General features: G+C 55.2%; 18 protein-coding genes. 5 read left to right on the top strand and 13 right to left on the bottom strand.

Features of this window, described 5'->3' with window-relative positions; translation table 11 throughout:
* Positions 1-32 precede the first annotated feature (32 nt).
* The 5 genes from BM258_RS05495 to BM258_RS24230 all read right to left on the bottom strand — a co-directional run bounded on the left by BM258_RS05495 (position 33) and on the right by BM258_RS24230 (position 5,113).
* Positions 33-713, bottom strand: a complete 681-nt coding sequence (locus tag BM258_RS05495; RefSeq protein ID WP_244544601.1) for an ATP-binding cassette domain-containing protein — start codon at positions 711-713, stop codon at positions 33-35.
* Between the two features lie 59 nt (positions 714-772).
* Positions 773-2,470 (bottom strand): ABC transporter permease, encoded by a 1,698-nt coding sequence (locus tag BM258_RS05490; protein ID WP_090069787.1) that lies wholly within the window; start codon positions 2,468-2,470, stop codon positions 773-775.
* 81 nt (positions 2,471-2,551) lie between these two features.
* The gene (locus BM258_RS05485) at positions 2,552-3,841 is read right to left on the bottom strand and encodes an ABC transporter substrate-binding protein (protein ID WP_090069784.1); all 1,290 of its coding nucleotides are present in this window, start codon (positions 3,839-3,841) and stop codon (positions 2,552-2,554) included.
* Between the two features lie 223 nt (positions 3,842-4,064).
* Positions 4,065-4,553: a bacterioferritin gene (bfr, locus tag BM258_RS05480; protein ID WP_090069782.1), complete on the bottom strand. Its 489-nt coding sequence runs from the start codon at positions 4,551-4,553 to the stop codon at positions 4,065-4,067.
* Between the two features lie 233 nt (positions 4,554-4,786).
* Positions 4,787-5,113, bottom strand: coding sequence for a (2Fe-2S)-binding protein (locus tag BM258_RS24230; RefSeq protein WP_139229206.1), 327 nt, complete (start codon positions 5,111-5,113; stop codon positions 4,787-4,789).
* A gap of 81 nt (positions 5,114-5,194) precedes the next feature.
* On the opposite strand from BM258_RS24230, the gene BM258_RS05470 reads away from it, so the two are divergent.
* Both BM258_RS05470 and BM258_RS05465 read left to right on the top strand, forming a co-directional pair.
* Positions 5,195-5,941, top strand: coding sequence for an SDR family NAD(P)-dependent oxidoreductase (locus BM258_RS05470; protein ID WP_090069778.1), 747 nt, complete (start codon positions 5,195-5,197; stop codon positions 5,939-5,941).
* A gap of 296 nt (positions 5,942-6,237) precedes the next feature.
* Entirely contained in the window at positions 6,238-7,125 is an 888-nt protein-coding gene (locus BM258_RS05465) for a DUF2189 domain-containing protein (RefSeq protein ID WP_175527933.1), read from the top strand.
* Between the two features lie 204 nt (positions 7,126-7,329).
* Here the strand turns inward: BM258_RS05465 and BM258_RS05460 are convergent, their stop codons facing one another.
* From BM258_RS05460 to BM258_RS05440, 5 genes are all read right to left on the bottom strand, one after another.
* Positions 7,330-10,731: an efflux RND transporter permease subunit gene (locus tag BM258_RS05460; protein WP_090069774.1), complete on the bottom strand. Its 3,402-nt coding sequence runs from the start codon at positions 10,729-10,731 to the stop codon at positions 7,330-7,332.
* The gene (locus BM258_RS05455) at positions 10,728-12,188 is read right to left on the bottom strand and encodes an efflux RND transporter periplasmic adaptor subunit (RefSeq protein WP_090069772.1); all 1,461 of its coding nucleotides are present in this window, start codon (positions 12,186-12,188) and stop codon (positions 10,728-10,730) included. Before BM258_RS05455 ends, BM258_RS05460 begins: the two co-directional genes overlap by 4 nt.
* Positions 12,189-12,652: 464 nt before the next feature.
* The gene (locus BM258_RS05450) at positions 12,653-13,648 is read right to left on the bottom strand and encodes an Hsp33 family molecular chaperone (RefSeq protein WP_090069770.1); all 996 of its coding nucleotides are present in this window, start codon (positions 13,646-13,648) and stop codon (positions 12,653-12,655) included.
* 288 nt (positions 13,649-13,936) lie between these two features.
* Positions 13,937-14,872 carry an ornithine carbamoyltransferase gene (gene argF / locus BM258_RS05445; RefSeq protein ID WP_090069769.1) on the bottom strand — a complete coding sequence of 312 codons (936 nt, stop codon included), beginning with the start codon at positions 14,870-14,872 and terminating at the stop codon, positions 13,937-13,939.
* 18 nt (positions 14,873-14,890) lie between these two features.
* The gene (locus BM258_RS05440; protein WP_090069767.1) at positions 14,891-16,084 is read right to left on the bottom strand and encodes an aspartate aminotransferase family protein; all 1,194 of its coding nucleotides are present in this window, start codon (positions 16,082-16,084) and stop codon (positions 14,891-14,893) included.
* A gap of 918 nt (positions 16,085-17,002) precedes the next feature.
* On the opposite strand from BM258_RS05440, the gene BM258_RS05435 reads away from it, so the two are divergent.
* The 3 genes from BM258_RS05435 (at position 17,003) to BM258_RS05425 (ending at position 18,804) form a co-directional block, all read left to right on the top strand.
* Positions 17,003-17,530, top strand: coding sequence for a GcrA family cell cycle regulator (locus BM258_RS05435; protein WP_090069765.1), 528 nt, complete (start codon positions 17,003-17,005; stop codon positions 17,528-17,530).
* 478 nt (positions 17,531-18,008) lie between these two features.
* The gene (locus tag BM258_RS05430; protein WP_090069763.1) at positions 18,009-18,461 is read left to right on the top strand and encodes an Hsp20 family protein; all 453 of its coding nucleotides are present in this window, start codon (positions 18,009-18,011) and stop codon (positions 18,459-18,461) included.
* Positions 18,462-18,543: 82 nt separating this feature from the next.
* Entirely contained in the window at positions 18,544-18,804 is a 261-nt protein-coding gene (locus tag BM258_RS05425; RefSeq protein WP_175527932.1) for a DUF1150 family protein, read from the top strand.
* A gap of 93 nt (positions 18,805-18,897) precedes the next feature.
* Here BM258_RS05425 and chrA read toward each other — a convergent pair whose 3' ends face one another.
* From chrA to hpf, 3 genes are all read right to left on the bottom strand, one after another.
* Complete coding sequence (chrA, locus tag BM258_RS05420; protein WP_090069759.1) at positions 18,898-20,283, bottom strand: chromate efflux transporter; 1,386 nt, start codon at positions 20,281-20,283, stop codon at positions 18,898-18,900.
* A 166-nt stretch (positions 20,284-20,449) separates the two neighbouring features.
* Positions 20,450-20,914 carry a PTS IIA-like nitrogen regulatory protein PtsN gene (gene ptsN, locus BM258_RS05415; RefSeq protein ID WP_090070396.1) on the bottom strand — a complete coding sequence of 155 codons (465 nt, stop codon included), beginning with the start codon at positions 20,912-20,914 and terminating at the stop codon, positions 20,450-20,452.
* Between the two features lie 247 nt (positions 20,915-21,161).
* The gene (gene hpf, locus BM258_RS05410) at positions 21,162-21,740 is read right to left on the bottom strand and encodes a ribosome hibernation-promoting factor, HPF/YfiA family (protein ID WP_090069757.1); all 579 of its coding nucleotides are present in this window, start codon (positions 21,738-21,740) and stop codon (positions 21,162-21,164) included.
* Between the last annotated feature and the right edge of the window lie 27 nt (positions 21,741-21,767).

The raw sequence follows: 21,767 nt of genomic DNA, 5'->3' as shown, positions 1-21,767 counted from the left end.
CTAACCGCTCCATGGAGAGAAGGCAAGCAAATTCATCCAACCATGCCGTTTGGTGCAAGGCGAATGATGCGCCCTTGCGCTGCTCTGGCGTCTTCCTCGTCATGGGTCACCAACAGTGTAGGCAGCCCTTCTGATCGCGCCCGTTCGAACACATGATGTCGCATACGGACGCGCAAATCTGCATCGAGCTTGGAGAAAGGTTCATCCAGCAACAGAGCGCGCGGTTGGGAAAGCAGGGTGCGCGCCAAGGCGACCCGTGCCTTCTGACCGCCAGAGAGGGTCTCAGGATCGCGCCCTTCAAAGCCAGCCATATTGATGGCCTCCAGCGCCTCGCAAACACTGGCCTTTCTTGCAGCCCGTCCCTTGACGGCACGGGTCAGTCCGAAGGCCAGATTGCCGCCGACGGAGAGATGAGGGAAGAGCAAGGGATCCTGAAAAAGAATTCCGATATGGCGCCGCTCTGCTGACAAGGAAGAGACATCTTTGCCATCGAGCCACACCCGCCCCTCCCCCTCAAAGGCGGGAGGCAGGAATCCGCCTATATAGGCCAGCAACGTGGATTTTCCTGAGCCGGACGGCCCCATTATGGTCACCACTTCGCCAGCGGCAACAGACAGAGAAAGATGGATCAGGCAATCGCCCGCAAGACGAATTTTCACCTCTTCGAGCATCATCGGCTCTTGCGGCATTCTGTTGGTCTGTGTGTTCGTCATACAGGTCTCTTTGAAATCTTCTCTTGCTGCTGCGCTGCTTTGTTAGAAAAAGCAGCAGATCAGCGGTCGGCCGGTGTCATACCACGCCGGTCTTTATAGAACAGGGTCGGGATCAGTGTGGCAATGAGAAATCCCACAAAAGGAAGCAGCATCTGCATGAGGGCATAAACGCCGATCAGGCGCCGATTGCCTCCCGCGCTCAAGGCCACAGCTTCGGTGGTGATGGTTTCCCAGCGTCCGCCACCGATCAGCAGCGTTGGCAGATACTGCCCGATAGAGACAGCAAAGCCTACAGCCGCCGCCGTCAAAATGGGGCGAAGCAACATCGGCAGGCGCACCCGCCAGAAAATGGCCCACGCGCTGCGGCCAAGGGCCGTTGCCATCTGCATATAGCGCGGATCAAGGACATGCCACTGGTCGCTCAGCGACAAAAAGATATAGGGCAAGGTGAAGATCAGGTGGCCGAACACCAGCGCCCAGAGTGCATAGCTGGCGTTGACGGTCAGCAGGATCAACTGCAATCCGAACAGAAAGGCGACCTGCGGCACGATCAGTGGCAGATAGAGGATCACCATGGCGCTGCGCCCGGATCGTTTGCCCATGCGGCTTTGCGCTTCCAGCGTGGCAAGGGTCATGACAATGCCGACAACGGTCGCCAGTCCACCAATGAGCACGGCGTTGTAGAGCGGCTCCATAAGCATCGGCCCCTGCCGCATCCATGTATTAAGGGAAAGGCTGACGGGAACCGCATCGGGAAATCGCCAGAAGCCCGCAAAAGACCAAAGCACAAGGCCCCCAAGGCTTAACAGCATCAACAACACGGCAGCTACATTGAGCGATGCAGCAAGGCGTCGGGCCCACTCGTCTCGCTGAAAGCGCAAGCCGGATTGGACAAGGCAGCCAAGCAACCGGCTGGCCATCCTTTCTCCGCCCCACCAGATCCCCAGCGCGGCCAGCGTAACAAGCAATTGCAGGATGGCACCAGCGGACGCCAGAAAACGCATCGATAGGTTCGGGTCACTCATCCAGCGCACCAGCTGAACCGCCAGCGGCGGCGGGTTGGTTGGCCCCAGAATGAGGGCGACATCCACCACGGACGAAGCATAGGCGATGACAGCAAAGATCGGCAGGCGGATCTGTCGATAGAGACGCGGCCAGACAGCATGCACCCAGCCGACCATCGGCCCATAGCCAAGACTGCGGACAAGATTTTGCGTCCGGCGCGGCTCAATCTGTGGCAGAGCGGCAAGACTGACAAGTAGCAAAAACGGCAATTCCTTGATCGTCAGTCCCGCAATCATGGCAAGACCATAAGGATCATGAGGGAAAAACCAGTCCGGCGGCCGGCTCCAGCCGGTCAGTTCTGGAGAGATCATCCGCACGATCCAGCCCGATGGGGCCAGCAAAAAGGCAAATCCGAGCGCCGTCGCCGCATGGGGAATGGAGAGCAGCGGCGAGATCATCCGCACCATCCAGCGAAACAGCCGTGTACCGGACCAAGCACTGAGCAGGCCGATCACCATCAGCATGGCCAACAGGGTCGCCAATAGTCCGCTTGCCAAGCTCAGTGCGATCGAGCGTGCAAGGCCCGGTGTCGCAAGAAGCGCCCGCACGGGCTCCAAAGTCAGGCTATCGCCCCCCAGCACCGGCAACCAGCCAAAGGTGGGCAACAGCGCGCCCAGCAATCCGGCCAAAACCGGCCCAAGCATCAGCAGGCTGATCAGCATCGGGGCACTATGAAGGGGCCGAAAGCGCATGGTGGGGTCTCGTTCTGATCAGGGACTGGCCGGATTGCTGGCCTCAAGTTTGCACCTGCTTGTTTGTTTCTCCTGGTGCAATCACTGCACGCCGTAATGGCTGGTCCAGTCTTTCTCCAGCCGCTCCATCCATGAGGCATGGGGCTCTGGCAGAGCGGGGCCGAAGTCTTCCGGCTTCAGCGTCGCCACACCAAGCTCCAACGCATCAAAGCGAGCCTTGTCCTCATTGGGGAGGCTGGTGATATCCAGAACCGTTGGGTCGCCCCAGATGGAGGGGTCCTGCTTGCGAGCCTGCGCCTCGGGGGAAAGCAGGAAGTTGGCGAGTACCATCGCCCCTTCCTTTGCATTGGCGTTAAAGGGAATGGCCACAAAATGGCTGTTGCCGATAGTGCCTCCCTCAAAGGTGAAGGAGCGCACCGTGTCGGGCAATTCATCATTGGCAATGGCAGCAGAGGCATCACCGGGATTGAAGGTGAAGGCGATTTCGATTTCGCCATCGGCCAGCAAATTCTTAAGGCTCGACACATTGTCCGGAAAGGCCTTGGCTTCGCGCCAGAGATAGGGATGCAACGCATCCAGATAGGCGAAGAGCTTATCGGACACGGTCTTGTAATTTTCCTCTGTCACCGGACGGGAGAGCACGGACGGATCATCAGCCAGCTCAAGCGCCAATTGCTTGAGGAAGGTGGAGCCGATAAAATCCGGCGGCTTCGGATAGGCGAAACGCCCCGGATGCGCCTTGGCCCAATCGAGCAATGCTGTGGCAGACTTTGGCACCTCTTTAGTGATGGCGCTATCATAATAGAAAGACAGCTGCGCCATACCCCAGGGGCTTTCCAGCCCATCGGTGGGCACGGTGAAATCTGTCGTAAGGGTTGGCTTGCCTTTGACATCGGCAAATTGATAATTGGGCAGATCCGGCGCCCAGCTCATGGGCAATAGCAATCCCTTTTCCTTAAGAGATGCGAAATTCTCGCCATTGATCCAGACCAGATCAACCGAGCCACCGTCTTCCTTGCCAGCTGCTTTTTCTGCGATGATCTGGGAAACCACATTGGCCGTGTCCCCCACCTTGACATGCTTGATGGTGACGCCATAGCGCCCTTTCACCTTCGCACCGGCCCAATCGATATAGGCATTGATGCGATCAGCACCGCCCCATGCGTGGAAATAGACCGTTTGCCCCTTGGCTTTTTCCAACACGGCAGGCCAGTCTTTTACATTGACGGCTCCGGCCTGCACCATGGATGGTAAGGCCGCAAAGGCAGCGGCCAGCACAGCCTTTTTCAAGACAGTCAAACGCGTTTGGCGGGGGGGAAGGGCAGTGATAAGCGCCTTGGAATAGCCCGCAGTCAAAGGCCGTGCGATCATGGCAATCTCTCCTGTTCTTGATCCGCATTATACTTGCGGTAGCTTGTGTTTTGCTTTGCTGTTTGTTTCAGCTTCCACACTACACGGTCAATTCACAAGTGGTTGAAACGCGGTTGATCTCTCCCTTTGGTATCAACACCAAATGAAAAGCCCCGCAGCCAGACAGGCAACGGGGCTTGATGACATTTGGTCAATCGATAAAGGGGACTTGAGCGAAAGGCGCTTAGTCCTCCGCAGCTCCGGCGTTATCAGCCTGCAATTGGGCGTATTTTTCCTTGCCGAGCGTTTCGAGCAGATTGAGCTGGGTTTCGAGGAAGTCGATATGGCCCTCTTCGTCTGCCATCAGCTCTTCAAACAACTTCATGCTGATATAGTCGCCAGCATCGTTGCAGGCGTCGCGCCCTTCCTTATAGAGGGTCCGTGCAGAGACTTCGCCCTTCAGGTCACTTTCAAGAATTTCCTTGATGGACTGGCCGATCATCAGGGGATCGAGCATCTGTAGGTTCGGATGCCCTTCCAGAAACAGGATGCGTTCGATGAATTTATCAGCATGCTGCATTTCCTCGATGGATTCCTCGCGCCATTTGGCCGCCATCTTCGAAAAGCCCCAGTCTTCCAGTAGACGGTAATGCAGCCAATATTGGCTGACTGCTGTCAATTCGCTGCGCAAGCCCTTGTTTAGATATTCAATTACTGTCTCGTTGCCCTTCATGATGGTCCCTTTGAATGTAATTGTCAGGTTTCAAGGTCGAATTATGCGAAAATGGCCGGTCTTGTGTCTGGTCGATGTCTCTGCTTGCCTCACGCCTACGCGGTCAGCTGCATGTGCAGCCTTCAGCCCGCACACTCCAATGCGCAAAGAAGCCTGGCCCGAGTCACCGAGAAGAAATTAAACCACGCCCTGACGATCCGGTCAAAAACTCCCTCCTGAATCTGGCAAAGATTTCAGGAGAAGCCGGGGCAATCATTCGGCGCACCATGGAAGCTGGGTTGCTTGGCGCGGGCAATCTCATCGGTACGGGCAATGGCAACATCATGACCATTCTGCAGAAGAATTGCTTCAATCATCGGACGGCAACAGCCGCATTTGGCCTTACAGCCGCGCCCCTGATAGATCTGGTTGGAATGGATCGGGGCGTCAGAATCCTCTTTGGCAAGCCTGTCCGCTATCTCGAGAATCTCATGATCGGTAATTTTGTTACAGTGGCAAATGAACATCAAAGGCCCGTTTATTGCTGGCGGATTGCATGTGCGTGTCGCGTACAGTGTCATATAGGGTCAATGGTAGCCATTGGCAAATAGGCAGCGGAACCATATCTAGAATGAAGGCACACTCATCAATGAGGAAACATCATGGAGCCTTCCGAAAACAGAACCCTGCTGCTCACTGGCGCCAGCCGCGGCATCGGGCATGCAACGGTCAAACGCTTTTCTGACGCTGGATGGCGCGTTTTCAGTTGCTCTCGTCATGCCTTCTCGGACAAGTGCCCCTGGCCGATGGGCGAAGAGAACCATATTCAGGTGGATCTGGCCAATCCGGCGACCATTGACGAGGCCATTGGCGTGATCAAGGAACGGCTGAAGACCCATGACTGCAAGCTGCACGCGCTGGTCAACAATGCCGCCATCAGCCCCAAGGATGAGGAAAGCCAGCGGCTTGACACGTTGCAGACACCGCTAGACCTCTGGCACAAGGTGTTTGCCATCAACTTCTTTGCCCCCATCATGCTGGCCCGTGGCCTGATCGACGAACTGAAGGCGGCACAGGGGTCCATCGTCAATGTAACCAGCATTGCGGGCATGCGCGTGCATCCTTATGCAGGCGCTGCCTATGCCACCTCCAAAGCAGCTCTCGCCTCTCTGACCAGAGAAATGGCCGCCGACTTCGGCCCTCACGGTATTCGCGTCAACGCCATTGCGCCGGGAGAAATCGACACCTCCATTCTTTCTCCGGGTACGGAAAAGATTGTTGAAACGATCCCCATGCGGCGGCTGGGCCAGCCTTCAGAAGTGGCAGACACCATTTATTATCTCTGCACGGAGGCCAGTTCCTATGTTTCCGGCGCGGAAATCCATATCAATGGCGGCCAGCATGTTTGAAGCCTGAGGCCAGGTTCGGGCTCTTTCACCTGCGCGTCACAGGCAGAACCTCGTCCGAAAAGATAAACTTTTTGTGAGTCACAAGCGCCAGTTGCAGATTGCGGCTGGCGACGCATTCTCCTTTTTATGATTTTTACCCAATAGCTTAAGCCCAATCGGAATCGAGGTTCCGTTGCTTTTTTGTTTGCATCTTGTTCAGATTAGAACCAATTGCGACTTTCTGTCGCACCTGTTTCGCGTTAGCCTTCTCTTTCAAACATGAGGGAATGGCGGACAAGACACGCAGGAAGCCAAGCATGTCGCCACCGCCAGCATTTTGCGAGAGGATGAACGTGACCGACGTTGCTCAGGATTTTTCAGCTTTATCGTCCACACCGGGCAGGCCGACAGACAGCCGTGCCAAAAAGCCGGTGTTGCAGCCGCTCAGCATGGATGATCTATCCGAAGCGCTTAGCGCGGGCTTGCGGGATTTTCGCGGCAGCGCTCCCTATGGTCTGTTCTTTGGTGGGTTTTATGCTCTGGGCGGCTGGTTTCTCTTCTGGATGCTATCAGCGTACAACATGCCCTATCTGGTCTATCCGCTGGCCTCTGGTTTTGCCCTCATCGCGCCTTTTGTGGCTGCCGGCCTTTATGAAGTCAGCCGCCGCCGTGAAGAAGGGCTTGAGATTGCCCCGGCCCAGATTTTCGGCGCCGTCTTTGGCGAACGCTCAAAAGAGCTTCGCTGGATGGCCCTGATCACCGGATTTGCCTTCATCATCTGGATCGATATCGCGATTTTCCTTTATGTGATCTTTTTCGGGCTGCATCCGGTAAATCCGGCGGCCTTGATCGACACGATCCTGCTGACACCTCAGGGGGCCATGTTTCTACTGGCGGGCAATCTGATCGGGGCCCTTCTGAGCCTCGCGGTTTTCTCGATAACGGCGATTTCCTTTCCCATGCTGTTGCATAAGGATGTGGATTTCATCACCGCCATGATCACGTCGATCAAATGCGTTATGTCGAACAAGAAGGTCATGATCAGCTGGGGCATCTTCATCGGTTTTATGATGATGATCTGCCTGGCCTCGTTCCTGCTTGGCTTGGTGGTCATCCTGCCATTGCTCGGTCATGCCACATGGCATCTTTACCGGCGCGCTGTCCGCTTTGATGAAGCGGCCCCGGATCTTGCCGATCAAGTATAAGAAACGACGAATGGCGTTCTCTTACTTCGCTGGCTTGTCCGTGCCTTTCACACAGCCTCCGTGTCCCCAAAATGGCGGTGAAAGGGCCGAAGCCCAACCGGCAGAATGGACGAGCACTCAGCCGCGCGCAGGTCAGCTCACACTGACCTCGCGCGTTTTTATGTAAAATGACCTTATCACAGCAGAGACTGCTCCGGCCTTACGCTACTCCGCCGGACTATGCTCGGCTGGCCTTTTGCTGCCATGCAACAGGAAGGTCAGGCCACGCTTGATGTCTCCCCCGACACCAAACAGGCTCGGCACCAGAAACAACACGAACAGGGTAGCCACAGCCAACCCGAAGACGATGGTGATCGCCATGGGTTTGAGGAACTGGGCCTGCGGCGAGGTCTCAAACAGCATCGGCGCCAAACCTCCCACCGTGGTGAGCGAGGTCAGCACGACAGCGCGCAAACGGTCGCAACTTGCCCCGATCGCGGCGTGACGCAGGGTCTGTCCATGGGCGATGCGTTCATCCAGACGGCTGACCAGAATGATCGAGTCATTGACCAGAATGCCTGCAAGACCCAACAGGCCGATCAGGGACAGGATGGTCAACTGGAAGCCGAGCAGATAATGCCCAAGGATAGCGCCAACCAGTCCGAAGGGGATGATCATCATGATCGCGAAGGGGCGCGTGTAGGAGGCAAAGATCCAGGCCAGAATGATATAGATCGCCGCCAACGCAATCATCAAACCGATGCGAAGATCGGCAAAAGCATCCATACGCTCTTCGTTCCGACCGGAGAAATGATAATCGATGCCATATTGGTTGGCGACTTGAGGCATCAGGGTCCGATCCAGCTCGGCGACCAGTTCCGTTGCTGTTACCACTTCTGCGTCCACATCGGCCGTAACAGCAATGGTGGTCTTGCCATCAAAGCGCTGAATGGAGGAAAAGCCTTGCCGGTCGGCGATCTGAACCACCTCGGTGAGAGGCACAAAGGTGCCTTGCGGGCTTCTTAGCCAAAGGCTGCGCAGACTGTCTACATTGGCATGGGAAAGCCGCTTCAGACGCACTTCCACCTCTTCATCCAGAATAGCCAGTTTACGGGCCGTGCGACCTTCAATCAGGTCGCGCACCTGCTCACCCACCGTCTGGGCAGTAAAGCCAAGGCTACGGCCGCGAGGCGTCAAGGCCAGCGTCAGTTCCGGCTTGCCGTAGGGCATGTTGTCATCAAGCTCGCTGACGCCGGGATAGGCGGAAAGGCGTTCCTGCAAATCAAGCGACGCACGCTTGAGCACATCAGGACTGCCGCCCGTCAGGCGGATATCCAGGTCAGCCCCCGGAGGGCCGCCGCGCTGACCGCGAATGGAGGCACGCTTCAAGCCGGCCATGTCAGGCATGTTGCGATTAAGGGCGCGAATGAAGGCAGGCGTGCGGATGCTGCGCTGCTCCGATGGCGTCAAGCGCAGGCGCAGGGAAGCAACATTGTCAGCAGTGGTGCGACCAGACTGGCCCAGCGTGACGAAGGAAGCGATCACAAGTTTTTCGCCCTTGCCGATTTCCCGCTCGGTTTGATACACGACATCATCCACACGCTTGGCAATTTTTACTGCGTCTTCTTCCAGAATGCCCACATTGAAGGTCATGGAAATGGTGACAGTTTCCGCCTCTGCCGAAGGAAAAAAGACAAAGCCGACGCGTCCTCCCGCCACAAGGCCGCCCATGATTGTCATTGCGGCAATGCAGAGGGCCAGCGTCGTGTAGCGCCAATCATAGGACAGGGTCACAATCTTGCGGAACGGACCGTCCCTTAGCGCATTAAAGCCCTTATCGAACTTTCTGCGAAAAGCGCTCTCACTCATGCGGCCATGGTTGGCGCGGAAATCGGTGCGGCGTAGTTTGCGCACATGCAGCGCTTCGATAAGGGTTGAGATAACCGCAGCAATGGCAATGAACACCAAAAGCGCGACCATACTGCCTTCCGCAAACAGACCATGCAGCCATTGCCAGAGAGACTGGGTAGCACCGCCGAATTTACCCACCATCTCGGGCGAAAGACCATAGAAGAGCACCATCGGTAGCAGCAGAATAAGGCCAATGGTAATGACCCGTCGCACGCTCCAGTTTCGATTATGGCTGGGTGTCATGGAGTGCGCCAGATGGCCGGGCAGTATGAAGAAACACTCCACAAAGCTTGCCGTCAACACGGCGATAACGACCAAGGGCAGAACGCCCATCATCTGGCCGATTACCCCGCCGATCAGCAGGATGGGGCCAAAGGCAGCGACCGTGGTAAGCGAGGCTGCCGTGACGGGCAACAGCATCCGACTGCCGCCCCCTTGTGCGGCAACGGGTCCGGGATCTCCGGCCTGATAGCGGGTGGTGGTTTCCTCCCCTACGACGATGGCGTCATCGACGATAACCCCCAACATCATGATGAAGGAGAAGAGCGACATCATGTTGATGCTTTGGCCCAACGCCAGCAGTACAACGCACGAAGCCAGCATGGAAATGGGAATGCCTGCCGTGACCCAAAGGGCCGTGCGCAGATTGAGGAACAGCGCCAGAATAACCATGACCAGAATGATACCCGATGCGGCATTCTTGACCAGCAGCAGGATGCGATCCACCAGCGCTTCGGCCAAGGCGTCATATTGGGTAATCTTCAGGGTCGGCGGGAAAACGCCTTCGATGGATTTAAGATAATCGTTGACGATAGCCGAGGCTTCCAGCGAATCCGCAGACGGGGCCCGTCGAACGATCAGCTGGATCGCGGACTCGCCGCGCATAATGCCTCGCACCTGATCCGGGTCCAGCCGTCGCTCGACACGGGCAATATCACCCAGAGCCACGCTGGAGCCATCAATGCCGGAGATGATCTTGATGTCCGAAAGGCTTTCCGGCGTCTCTTCGTTGGCCAGCGTGCGGACCTGCTTCTCGAAACCGTCCTGCACATTGCCAGAGGGCAGATCGCGACTGTTGGAGGCAATCTGGCTGCCGATATCCTGCACGGTCAGCCCGAGGCGGCGCATGTCATAATCGGAAAGCCCGACAAAGAATTCCTCATCCCGCAAGCCGGTGAAATCAACCGTGTCGATGCCTCTGTCAATGAGATCATCACGGATCTCCTTGGCAAATCCCCGGAGTGAAGCTTCATCAAAGGGGCCTGACAGGATCAGCCGGGCCACATCATCGCGGAACTGGCGATAGGAAACCGTCGGATCATCGGCAAGATCAGGCAGCGTGTTGATCAGATCAACAGCGGATTCCACATCCCGCAAGGCCTGCGGCATGTCCACGCCCTGTTTGAATTCAAGGATGATGTAGGCGCTGCCTTCCCGCGCATAGGACGTTACCTTGTCGATGCCATCGATGAAGCGCACCTTGGGCTCGATGATCTCGAGAATGTTGGCTTCGACATCTTCAGCGCTGGCACCAGACCAACTAACGGAGATCTCGATGGTATCTGAATCAATCGTCGGGAAGAACTGGCTGTTCATACGAGACAGGGCGAAGAGGCCCGCCACCAGCAGGATGATCATCAACAGGTTGGCAGCATTGGGGTGATGCACGAAAAAGCCGACCATGCCCCCTTTGCCGTCCTTGTCAAAACGGCTCATTGAGGTGCCCTCCCCTTGTCGGCGGCGTCGACCTCACCACTCTTAGAACCTTCTTCAAGGCGCTTTTCTTCCATGGCGGGCACAACGAGCTTCAAGCCCGGACCGGCCTCGGCCACACGGGTGGTGACGATCTGGGCGCCCTCTTTGAAGGCTGCACCATCGATCAGGGCATTATCGCCTAGATAGGCCAATACCTTGACATCCCTTGGGGCCATGCGCCCCTCTTCGTTGACATAGACGCGGTTGCCGCCATAAATCGCGGCCTGCGGGATGGAAATAGCGTTTTCATAGACCTGATCAGGCACCAACAGCTCAACAAAGGTACCCGCCCTTAGCCCCGCATCGGGCTCAAGACGGGCATAAACCTCAATGCCCCCATTGGCAGCATTCACCTCCGGGGTGATCCGCGTGATGGTTGCTTGGTGTGGTCTGACCTGTTCACCAAGTTGCCAGTTGACCGTTATGCTCTGGCCGATCAGTGTCGCCCCTTGGGTGGTCAGCCGCCCATACTGCGCGTCAGACAGGGTGAAACGGACATCCATTTCATCAGGATCATAGAGTGACACGAGGGTGTCGCTGCCCGAAACAGAACGGCCCAACTCTACCGATTTGCTCTGCACCAGCCCTCGATAGGGTGCATTGAGGGTGGTATTGGCAAGATTGCGACGGGCTTGCTCAAGCCGCCAGTCGAGCCGCTCCAGATTGGCTTTCTGCTGTTCGATCTGGGAGGCGAGTACTTCGAGATTGAATTGACGGCTTTCCACGCTCTGTTGCCGCTGGGAAACGGTCAGCCTGCGGGTTTCCAGCGCTTGCTGCGTGAGGCTGCCGCTGGCCGCCAGCGTCTCGGCCCGATCCAGATCATTCTGTGCCAGAGTCAGCTGTTCCTTGAGCCGCCCAAGAGCCACCTTGTCGCTTTCAAGGGACACTTCGCTGGAGCGCAATTGCGCCTCGGCTTCCCTGAGATTGGCTTCCGCTTCACGGACTGCCCCTTCATAATCAAACGGATCGATGCGCACCAACGCTTCACCGGAATCCACAATCTGGCCCGTCTGCAAATTCGGATTGACCCAGACCACCTCACCGCTAACGAGCGCGCGCAGCTCTACCGGACGCGCCGCAGATACCGTGCCATAAAGAATGATATCGGGCTGAAGAGCTGCTGGGGCTGCGGCTTTGATTTCAACCGCATAGCTCTTCTCGCTCGGAGGACGACGGTTAACCTCGGGCTTTGAGGCCACCATTTGCCAAGCCACAAAACCGCCAGCGGCGATCACAAGAACAGGCAAAATGAGTTTGAACGCACCGCGAAGTGTCCGCGCAAGAGCCGATGGCTTTGCCTTGCTTTCCGCCGCAGCCCGAGGATGGTTGGCGTCATGAGCCAACGGGGGGGCCAACGGGGGGGCGACTTGTTCTGTCGTCGGGCTCGGCTTCAGGTCTTTGCTATGATCGTTCATCATCTCTGGTCAACGGTTGGAACCGGATTGGCGGGACTAGCCCCTGTCTTTCCGGCTCTGAAATATCAAGGCTCGGGCTAAACCCGATGATTTTCAAGGAGTTTGGCACAGAATGGTAAATCTTCTGGCGCACTTTCTGCGGCCCCGTGCCGCACGCGGTTCGCAACAAAATTCACCATAGATCAGAAAGATAGCCCCCCATTTCCCGCAAGCGGGCCTCCTCCTCCAGAGACTGCAGGCGCCTCCTCTGGCCATACCCCATCTGCTCGAATGCGCCCTCCCGGTTGGGCTTCATCCTGCCACTTATGCGTTTATTCCAGCCTTGATGCTTCTGCGCAATCAAATCTTTGCACTTTTTTGTATCAAGTAGAAAACTTCAGCAATAAAAAAGCCACCCGCAAATGGGGTGGCCTTTCTCTTCAAAATTTTTGTGTCGCTATCGACAAGCGGGATTTTCAGGCCAGACGTCAGCCCTTGGCGACTTTGGCAACATCCTCGGGATCAAACTCATAATGCGTGCTGCAGAATTCGCATGTCACCTCGATTTTGCCATCAACGACCATGTCCTTCATTTCTTCGGGATCGAATGTCTTGAACATATCGCTGATCCGCTCACGACTGCATGTGCAGCGGTCATAAATCGGCATGGATTCAAAAACCCGAGGCCCGTTTTCATGGAAAAGCCTGTAGAGCAAAGTTTCCGCAGAAACTTCTGGGTCGGTCAGTTCGTGGTCATCCACGGTGTTGACCAGCGCTTCACATTCACGCCAGGCATCAGCCTCGGTGACGTGATGGGTTTTCTGCATCTCCGGATCCGGATGGTCGCCGGGATGCAAATCCCGATGGGGGATATCTTCTGAGGAATGGGGCAGATATTGCACCAGCAAACCACCGGCGATCCATTCGCTCTTGGCCGGGCCTTCATCTTGTTTGGACACCATTTCGGTGACAGCCAGACGCACCCGCGTGGGCAGCTGCTCGGACTGCATGAAATAGGCATGGGCCGCATCTTCAAGGCTTTTGCCATCCAGAACAACAACGCCCTGATAACGGTTCATATATTGCCCCTGATCGATGGTCATCACCAGATGCCCTTCGCCCAACAGCTGTTCGGGGCGCGTTTCGCCCTTCTCGATCCGTTGCTTGAGAGCCTCTTCGTCAAAGCGGACATAGGCACGCACGGCGTCCGGCGCATTATAGTCCACCACGAGCATATTGACCGCGCCCTTGGACTGTACCTGAAGAATAAACTTGCCCTCGAATTTCAGCGAAGAGCCCAGCAGGGAAGTCAGGGCAATGGCTTCAGCCAAGAGCCGATTGACGGCATCGGGATAATTGTGGCGTTGAATGATGCCGGTGACGGTCTCATTGAGATGGACCATCCGTCCGCGCACGTCCAATCCATCGACCTGAAAAGGCAAGACGCGGTCTAGCGAAGAGACGATATTGGTTTGTTCGGTCATCTGGCTTACTTTCCTGTGGCACCCAAGGGGACAAATCACATCATGCATGATGGCTTTTCATTGTCCGGGGTGGGCCCTGTCCTTCCCTCATCTGTCAGCATCGAGGGGATTGGGCGCGCAGTCTGTTCATTGTCTTTCGTTCATTCAAAGGCAAAGGGCGGATACGCCTGTATCCACCCTTGTCTCTATTTCAGTTGCGCTCGTCAAGTCCGGCTGGTAGCCCGTGGGTGTCTGGCTCTGTCGCCATAGTCCACCCTCACCCCGCAGCCTTGGTGCACAGTCTTGGAATTATTCGTCGCCGATGGCCTTGTGGAAGCACCAGGCCATCACACCCTTCTGTGCATGCAAACGGTTTTCTGCTTCGTCGAACACAACTGATTGCGGTCCGTCGATCACTTCATCCGTCACTTCCTCACCGCGATGGGCAGGCAGGCAGTGCATGAACAGAGCGTCATCCTTGGCAAGCCCCATCAATCTGGTGTTGACCTGATAAGGTTTCAAGAGATTGTGGCGATGCTCTGCATCTTCATCCCCCATGGAGACCCATGTGTCGGTGATGATGAGATCGGATTGGCTGGCCGCATCTTCTGCGCTGTCGCACAATTCGATGCGCACACCGCGTCCGCGCAGGCGATCGATGATCGAGAAATCGGTCATCAGCTCTTCGGGGATGGCAATCCGCATGGTGAAGTCAAAATGCTCGGCAGCATGGAGCCAGGACGCCAACACATTGTTGTAGTCCCCCACCCAGGTGACAGTCTTGCCTTCAAGCGAGCCGCGATGCTCCTCGTAGGTCATGATGTCCGCCATGATCTGGCATGGATGCGAATAATAGGTCAGGCCATTGATGACCGGAACGGTGGCATATTCGGCCAGCTCGGCGACGGCATCATGATCAAGCATGCGGATCATGATGCCATCGACAAAACGGGATAGCACACGGGCCGTATCGGGGATGCTCTCGCCGCGCCCCAGCTGCATTTCTGCACCGGTCAGCATCAGCGGAGTTCCGCCCAGCTCGCGCACGCCAACGTCAAAAGAGACGCGGGTCCGTGTGGAAGGCTTATCGAAGACAAGGGCGATCACCTTGTCTTCGAGCATGTCAGTCCGGCGCTTTGTCTTGCGCGCATCCTTGATCTTGTGCGCGGTGGCCAGAATAGTCTTCAGGTCTTCGGTCTTCTGCGTCTCCAAATCGACGAAATGGCGCTTGGCATCATTCGACATGGTTTGCAATCCCCCTCATTATTGACTGTCTGCCTTTGCAGCGCGCATTGTATCGAGCGCCCGCTCCAAGGCCTGGAGTGCAAAATCTATTTCTTCCTGACCGATGGTCAGAGGCGGAGCCAACCGCAAGACATTATCACCAGCCCCCACGGTCAAAAGACCTTCCTTGCGGAGTTCGGCAACCAGATCTGCTGGTGGCATTTTCAGTTTGAGGCCAAGAAGCAATCCACGCCCCCTGATCTCTTCAATAAAATCAGGATAGGCATCCTTCAAACCTGCAAGGCTTTGCTTTAAAACTAAGCCTGTTTTTGCAACATTGTCCAGAAAACCCTCTTCCAGCACCACATCAAGCACGGCATTGCCCACGGCCATAGCCAAAGGGTTGCCACCATAAGTTGAACCATGTGTTCCGGGAACCATGCCGTCCGCAACCTCTTCGGTCGCCAGACAGGCCCCCATAGGGAAGCCGCCGCCGATGCCCTTGGCAATGGCCATTATGTCAGGTGTGATGCCTGCTTCTTCATAAGCAAACAGACGGCCGGTCCGTCCGACGCCAGTCTGGACTTCATCAAGAATTAACAGGATGTCGGTTTCGTCGCACAAATTCCTCAGAGCTTTCAGGAAGGATGGCTCGATTTCGCGAATGCCTCCCTCGCCCTGAATTGGCTCGAGCAGAATGCCGGCGGTGGTCTCGTTGATCGATTGTTTCACCAATTCGATATCCAGAGCTGGCAAACTTTCAAAGCCAGGCGCCTTCGGCCCGAAGCCTTCAAGATACTTGGCCTGACCGCCAGCGGCGATGGTGGCCAGCGTCCGTCCGTGAAACGCCCCTTCAAAAGTGAGGATCGTGAACCGTTCCGGAGCGCCCTTATCATACTGATAGCGACGCGCAGTTTTTACCGCACATTCGACGGCTTCTGCACCGGAATTTGTGAAAAAGACCTTATCAGCAAAGGTGGCGGCGCAAAGACGCTCGGCCAATTTGTGCTGCCCGGGAATGTCATACAGGTTTGAAACATGCCAGAGCTTATCAGCCTGATCCTTCAGCGCCTCCACGAGATGCGGATGGGCATGGCCAAGACTGTTGACCGCGATTCCTGCAGCAAAATCAAGGAAGCGTCGCTCATCTCGCGTCGTAAGCCAGGCGCCTTCTCCCTTTTCGAATTCGAGGTTGGCTCTTGCATATGTGGCATACAGCGAAGATTGCGTCATTTTACTTATCCTCGTCCCAAGACAAAGGTCTCCTGATATCAAATCTGCCTCATTGCGACAGAAAGTCGAGTAACCGGTCCTTTGCAAGCGGATCCGGGTCCCTCTGATGAACGCCATTCCCTAAATGCCTTGCTGTTCTGGATTTGCCCGAATATCAGGCAGCAAGAAAGCCAGGAACACAACACAGAGAATGGCAGGAATGCAACAAAAAAGCCGCTCCAACGGCGGCTGTTGAAGGTCCCTCTTTTGCAAGAATGTTCCCCTCTTGTCAATCGGAGACTTGCCTCTATCTGCAAAACATTATGCCGTTTAAGAACAAATCCACAAAATTTTATAGAGGCGCGCCAGAAGCGATGGTCGTTTGCTTTTGTGAAACCATTTTCGCAGCCTTCTCTGGACAGGCCCTTACAGTCGGTTGACTCATCAAGCGCACGCCCCCTATTTGGTCACCACCATACAATCTGAGACCATCGTATGAGAATAAAGTGTTTCACGTTGCAACCTACTCAATTTTGTACAACCCTTAGGCAGTATAAGCTGATAAAAGCGCCATAGCTGACCAAACCGCCGCAGATTTGAGCATCTGCTGTGAACAGGAAAAACCAACAGGGATATTCAACACTTAAACACACCTTATCCACAAGCAATCAACAAATGGATGAGGATAAATTCAAAAAATCGTTGTCAAGCGAATTTTGGACAATTGTTGATTCGATTAGTTGGGGAAAAGGGTTAAATTGGGCCTGCTTCCAGTTGCGGCAGACTCCAACCGTATAGTAGTTTACGATTTATTAACGAATAACTATCGTGCGGCAAAAATCAAATCCACTTACGAAGGACAAACCATTGGTTGTGTTATCATAACCAGATGCGGTTTTCGGTTTGCCTTCTTTAACAGTCTAGACGGAGGCTTTTTATATGTCTTGGACTGACGAACGTGTTGAACTACTAAAAAAACTCTGGGCCGAAGGCCTGAGTGCCAGCCAGGTGGCGTCTGAGCTTGGCGGTGTCACTCGCAATGCTGTTATCGGCAAGGTGCACAGACTGGGTCTTTCCGGTCGCGCCAAAACCACGACGACAGCACCGCGCCCGCGGCGCCCTCGCAACCAACAGACCAGTCGTCCAGCTCGGACAAGCAGCAGCTCAACGGCTGCGCCAAGCGTTGGAGCGACGGCTCTCAAGGTCGAAAGCCAGCCACAATCGGCTCCTCAGCCAAAAGCGGTCAAAAACCCTCAGGCGGATCCAGTCGTCGTGCCGATTTCCAAGCGCGCGTCGATCCTTACGCTTACGGAAACTACCTGCAAGTGGCCAATTGGCGACCCGGGAGATACGGATTTCCACTTCTGTGGTCACAAATCCGAGTCCGGCTCTCCCTATTGCAAATATCACTCCGAGATCGCCTACAATACAGGCGCAGATCGTCGGCGCTCGAAGAAAGCAAGCTAACAGCTGACTTCTTGCTGGAAAATACGAAACCGTCCGGAGCCATCCGGACGGTTTTTTATGTTTGGCCATGAATTCTCGTATGACCGAAATGCCTTGCCTTGGCTGATAGTCTGGTAATTGTCTCTAGACACCAAACACTTGCGCTTCCCGACAGCCAAAAGAGACAGGCACCGTGCCCTGCTGCGCAAAAATCCACCGCTTCGAAGATCATGTTTAAACTTGAAGCGGGCTGCAAATACCCCCATATTGAACCTATGCCAGATGCTTGATGATGAGGTCTGACACAAGGGCTGTGGCTTAAGCCGACCCTTTTCATGATCTGACCGAGCTATCTTTTTAAGAAGAAGATCGGCGGTTCATTATTCACTTGGGGTTTTTGTCTCGGAGAGATCTTGGCGAAAACTCTGTCATGCAGCTCCGATTTTTCCGATTGGAAAGGGAGTTATCCAGCGCGTCGCTTAAAAAGAAGGACCGCCTAATGTCTCGAATGTCTGCTTTTTCCAGCCCTTTTCTCCTTGGCTTTGATGAAGTCGAGCGTGTGCTTGACCGCGTCGCCAAAGGTGCCAATGAGGGCTACCCTCCGTATAATATTGAAAGACTGGATCCAACCGAGAGCAAATTGCTCGAAGGAAATGGCGGCAGTGGCGATGTGTTGCGCATTACCCTTGCCGTGGCCGGCTTCACTCGCGATCAGCTGGATGTGACACTGGAAGAAAGCCAGCTTGTCATTCGCGGTCGTCAGGTGGATGACCAGAGCCGCCAGTATCTTCACCGTGGTATCGCTGCCAGACAGTTCCAGCGCTCTTTCGTGCTGGCTGAAGGCATAGAAATTCTTGGCGCCGAACTGAAAGATGGCTTGTTGTCCATCGATCTGGCTCGGCCGGAACCTGAGAAAGTCGTCCGCAAGATTGCAATTGACGTGAAAGAATAAGCATGTGTTCCACCCGGCCTGAAGGGCTGTCCTATCCTCCCGATGCAGGACAACTCTTTGGCCCAACATGAAGGTAGATGCCATGAATGAGGAAGAAATGTTCGAAGACGAGCTGGACGATGGTCTGGAATCCATCATGCTGGAACGTCGTATGGCCTATGTACGTCAGGTGAGCATGGAAGAAGTCATGGATATGTTTCCGGAAGCCCCGGAAATTCCGCAAAATCAGCAACTCTGGGCCCTGCTTGACGTTCAGGGACAGCCCATTGCTTTGGCCGGGTCTGAATCCGCAGTCAAACTGAGCGCCATGCGCCATGATATTGAAACGGTGAGCCTGCACTGAGCAGCCTTTACCGGCACAAACAATCAACAGCGGTCTGAATGATTTTCAGACCGCACCGTATTCAGGCCCCGTTTCGGGGCCTTTTTCATTCCGTTACAACAGTCCCCAGAGACATCCCAGCCCGCCGGTCACTCCAAGGCAAAGCATAATCGACCATTTGCGCACATGCAGAAGATATCCAGCCAGAAGCGCCAAAACGAATAGAACCGGATTAAAACTGGTCCACTCAGGCAGGAAGATCACCAGCCAACCGGCTTTTTCTTTCGCGACGCTTTCAAACAGCACGTGAAGCCCGAACCAGACCGAAAGATTGAGAATGACGCCCACAACTGCGGCAGTAATCGCACGCAAGGCTTCTCTCAAGCGAGGGCGTTCGCTGATCCATTCGATATAAGGGGCGCCCGCAAACACCCATAAAAAGCACGGAGCAAAGGTCGCCCACAGGGTTACACCGGCTCCGGCGAGACCGAGCCATAAACTAAGCTCGCCAGTTGACCGCGCGGCAGCGAGAAAGCCGACAAATTCCGTGACCAGAATGAGCGGACCCGGCGTGGTCTCGGCCAGCCCCAGACCATCGAGCATTTCTGTGGCGCTCAGCCAGCCATAATGACTGACGGCATCCTGCGCCATATAGGCGAGCACTGCGTAGGCGCCACCAAAAGTGACCGTTGCCAGCTTTGAGAAAAACAGCCCGATTGTGCCCAAAATAGTCACGGAAGCGAACCAGGCGAGCAGCGTCAGGGGCAATAGCCAAATGCAGAGCCAAATGAAAACGGTCCGCAAGGTGGCTAAATGGGAGAAGGATCGGTCGACACGCGCTTGGGCCTGAGAGGCATAAGTGAAAGGGCCAGCAGGCTCCCCCGCCATCTCCACTTCCCTTTCCAGCCCCAACCGTGCTCCATGCCAGACACCATAGAGGCCCGCGGCAAGAATAATCAGCGGGAATGGTGCTTGGAAAAAGAAGATGCCGATAAAGGACAAGGCTGCGATCAACCAATGCGCCCTCCCGTCCAGCGCCTTTTTGCTAACCCGCAACAAGGCTTCCAACACAATGATCAGCACCGCTGCCTTGATACCCATGAATAGGGAAGCTGCCAAGGGGGCCTGACCAAACAGCGCATAGGCACCTGCCAACAACAGCACGACCAATGCACCGGGAAGCACGAAAGCAAGGCCGGCAATGAGGCCACCCAACGTCCCATGCAGCCGCCATCCCGCATAGGTCGCCAATTGCATGGCCTCCGGGCCGGGCAACATCATGCAAAAAGACAGGGCATTCAGGAATTGTCGCTCCGAAAGCCAGCGCTTTTCATCGACGATCATGCGATGCATGAGAGCAATCTGGGCGGCAGGCCCTCCAAAAGAGAGAATACCAATGCGCCACCAGACGGCAGAGGCCTCTCCCAGCGTAGGCGTGTCTGCCCTATCTGCGCTATCGACGCCCGTTTGCAGCGCCGTCTCATGCTTAGTCTTTTCCATACCCAGCCTTTTCAGCTCCCATTTCCCCAACCAACCATTGGTAAAGGGAAACAAGAGCCAGAACTCAGCTTTATTGCTTGCCAATTTTGACAAGCGAATAACAGGGTGACAGAAAATTCAAAAGATGGACAGATTTATCGGTGTCAGCGCAATGCGCCAACCTGCATCAGGCAGCATCCGATTCTGGCAGATGACACAGAACGGCCCTGATGGCGTCTCCATCGGTTGCCGCACGCAATTTATTGAGCGTGTCTTCATTGCGCAGAACGCGCGCAATACGCGCCAAGGCCTTGAGATGATCCGCCCCGGCCCCTTCAGGTGCCAAAAGCAGAAAGACGATATCAACGGGTTGATCATCCATGGCGTCAAAATTCACTGACTTATCCAGCAGGGCAAAAATGCCATAAATCTTTTCCAGCTCAGGCAATTTGCCATGAGGAATGGCCACGCCCTGACCGACGCCGGTCGAGCCGAGCCTCTCGCGCTGGAGAAGTTTTTCAAAAATCTGACGTTGCGGTAATCCGGTCAGCTTTGCCGCGCGCTCCGACAGCTCCTGAATTACCTGCTTTTTGCTACTTGCCTTAAGCAGAGGTACGATCGCTTCAGGAGCGAGTAGATCGTTCAGTTCCATGAAACTCTCATGTGTCAGGTATCGTGCTTTCAGGTCCGATGAAAACAGGATACCCCGGTTTCTTGAAATGATCAAAGCCTTCAGGTGGTCGGACCTGAAGGCCATTTGATCTTGAGCGAACACCAACGGCTTTGAGCCTAGTTGGCTAAAGCGCACCCCAATCAACCAGATTGTCCAATCGGGCGGGGCGCGCCTCTATGTTTTTAAATGGTCAAAGACCATCGTCCGTTACGATATTCCTTTGCGCTTACTTCTCAGCAAGGGACGGGCTCACCCATCCGATGTGGCCATCGGTGCGCTTATACACCACGTTGATAGCATCATCGCCGGCGTTCCGAAAGACCACAACGGGATCCCCGGTCAAATCGAGAGCGACAACAGCGTCACCGACCGTCATGGTACGGATGGGCTTGCTGGTGCTTTCAGCGATAACAACCGGCGTGAAATCATCGGGCACTTCATCCTGAGCCGCAGGATTCTGTAGCACACCGTAAGCGACCTCGATTCCCTCAGGGCTTTCGTGATGATCATTGCGATGGCTTTTCAGACGTCTTTTATAACGGCGCAGTCGCTTGTCGATATGCTCGACAGCATTGTCAAAGCTCTTCTGAGCGTCAACGTCCGAACCGCTTGCCTGCATCACCATCCCGGTATCGAGATGAATCACAAGATCACTCTTGAAGCCGATGCCTTCCTTTTCCAAAGTCATCTGACCACCAAAGCCACCGTCGAAATATTTCTCGACTGCTTCAGCAACCCGATCCTCTGCATAGGCGCGAAGTGAATCGCCAACATCAACTTGTTTGCCTGATACTCGAAGCGTCATGGAACCCCCTATCAATTATGGGCCTAT

This window comes from Cohaesibacter marisflavi, assembly GCF_900115225.1.
Lineage (GTDB): Bacteria > Pseudomonadota > Alphaproteobacteria > Rhizobiales > Cohaesibacteraceae > Cohaesibacter > Cohaesibacter marisflavi.
This window is presented reverse-complemented; position numbering and strand designations above follow the sequence as displayed.

What these genes read in the sequence shown, in the direction of transcription:
- BM258_RS05495 (WP_244544601.1), bottom strand. Translation starts at nt 713, where the DNA reads ATGACGAACACACAGACCAACAGAATGCCGCAAGAGCCGATGATGCTC.
- BM258_RS05490 (WP_090069787.1), bottom strand. Translation starts at nt 2,470, where the DNA reads ATGCGCTTTCGGCCCCTTCATAGTGCCCCGATGCTGATCAGCCTGCTG.
- BM258_RS05485 (WP_090069784.1), bottom strand. Translation starts at nt 3,841, where the DNA reads ATGATCGCACGGCCTTTGACTGCGGGCTATTCCAAGGCGCTTATCACT.
- bfr (WP_090069782.1), bottom strand. Translation starts at nt 4,553, where the DNA reads ATGAAGGGCAACGAGACAGTAATTGAATATCTAAACAAGGGCTTGCGC.
- BM258_RS24230 (WP_139229206.1), bottom strand. Translation starts at nt 5,113, where the DNA reads ATGACACTGTACGCGACACGCACATGCAATCCGCCAGCAATAAACGGG.
- BM258_RS05470 (WP_090069778.1), top strand. Translation starts at nt 5,195, where the DNA reads ATGGAGCCTTCCGAAAACAGAACCCTGCTGCTCACTGGCGCCAGCCGC.
- BM258_RS05465 (WP_175527933.1), top strand. Translation starts at nt 6,238, where the DNA reads ATGTCGCCACCGCCAGCATTTTGCGAGAGGATGAACGTGACCGACGTT.
- BM258_RS05460 (WP_090069774.1), bottom strand. Translation starts at nt 10,731, where the DNA reads ATGAGCCGTTTTGACAAGGACGGCAAAGGGGGCATGGTCGGCTTTTTC.
- BM258_RS05455 (WP_090069772.1), bottom strand. Translation starts at nt 12,188, where the DNA reads ATGATGAACGATCATAGCAAAGACCTGAAGCCGAGCCCGACGACAGAA.
- BM258_RS05450 (WP_090069770.1), bottom strand. Translation starts at nt 13,648, where the DNA reads ATGACCGAACAAACCAATATCGTCTCTTCGCTAGACCGCGTCTTGCCT.
- argF (WP_090069769.1), bottom strand. Translation starts at nt 14,872, where the DNA reads ATGTCGAATGATGCCAAGCGCCATTTCGTCGATTTGGAGACGCAGAAG.
- BM258_RS05440 (WP_090069767.1), bottom strand. Translation starts at nt 16,084, where the DNA reads ATGACGCAATCTTCGCTGTATGCCACATATGCAAGAGCCAACCTCGAA.
- BM258_RS05435 (WP_090069765.1), top strand. Translation starts at nt 17,003, where the DNA reads ATGTCTTGGACTGACGAACGTGTTGAACTACTAAAAAAACTCTGGGCC.
- BM258_RS05430 (WP_090069763.1), top strand. Translation starts at nt 18,009, where the DNA reads ATGTCTCGAATGTCTGCTTTTTCCAGCCCTTTTCTCCTTGGCTTTGAT.
- BM258_RS05425 (WP_175527932.1), top strand. Translation starts at nt 18,544, where the DNA reads ATGAATGAGGAAGAAATGTTCGAAGACGAGCTGGACGATGGTCTGGAA.
- chrA (WP_090069759.1), bottom strand. Translation starts at nt 20,283, where the DNA reads ATGGAAAAGACTAAGCATGAGACGGCGCTGCAAACGGGCGTCGATAGC.
- ptsN (WP_090070396.1), bottom strand. Translation starts at nt 20,914, where the DNA reads ATGGAACTGAACGATCTACTCGCTCCTGAAGCGATCGTACCTCTGCTT.
- hpf (WP_090069757.1), bottom strand. Translation starts at nt 21,740, where the DNA reads ATGACGCTTCGAGTATCAGGCAAACAAGTTGATGTTGGCGATTCACTT.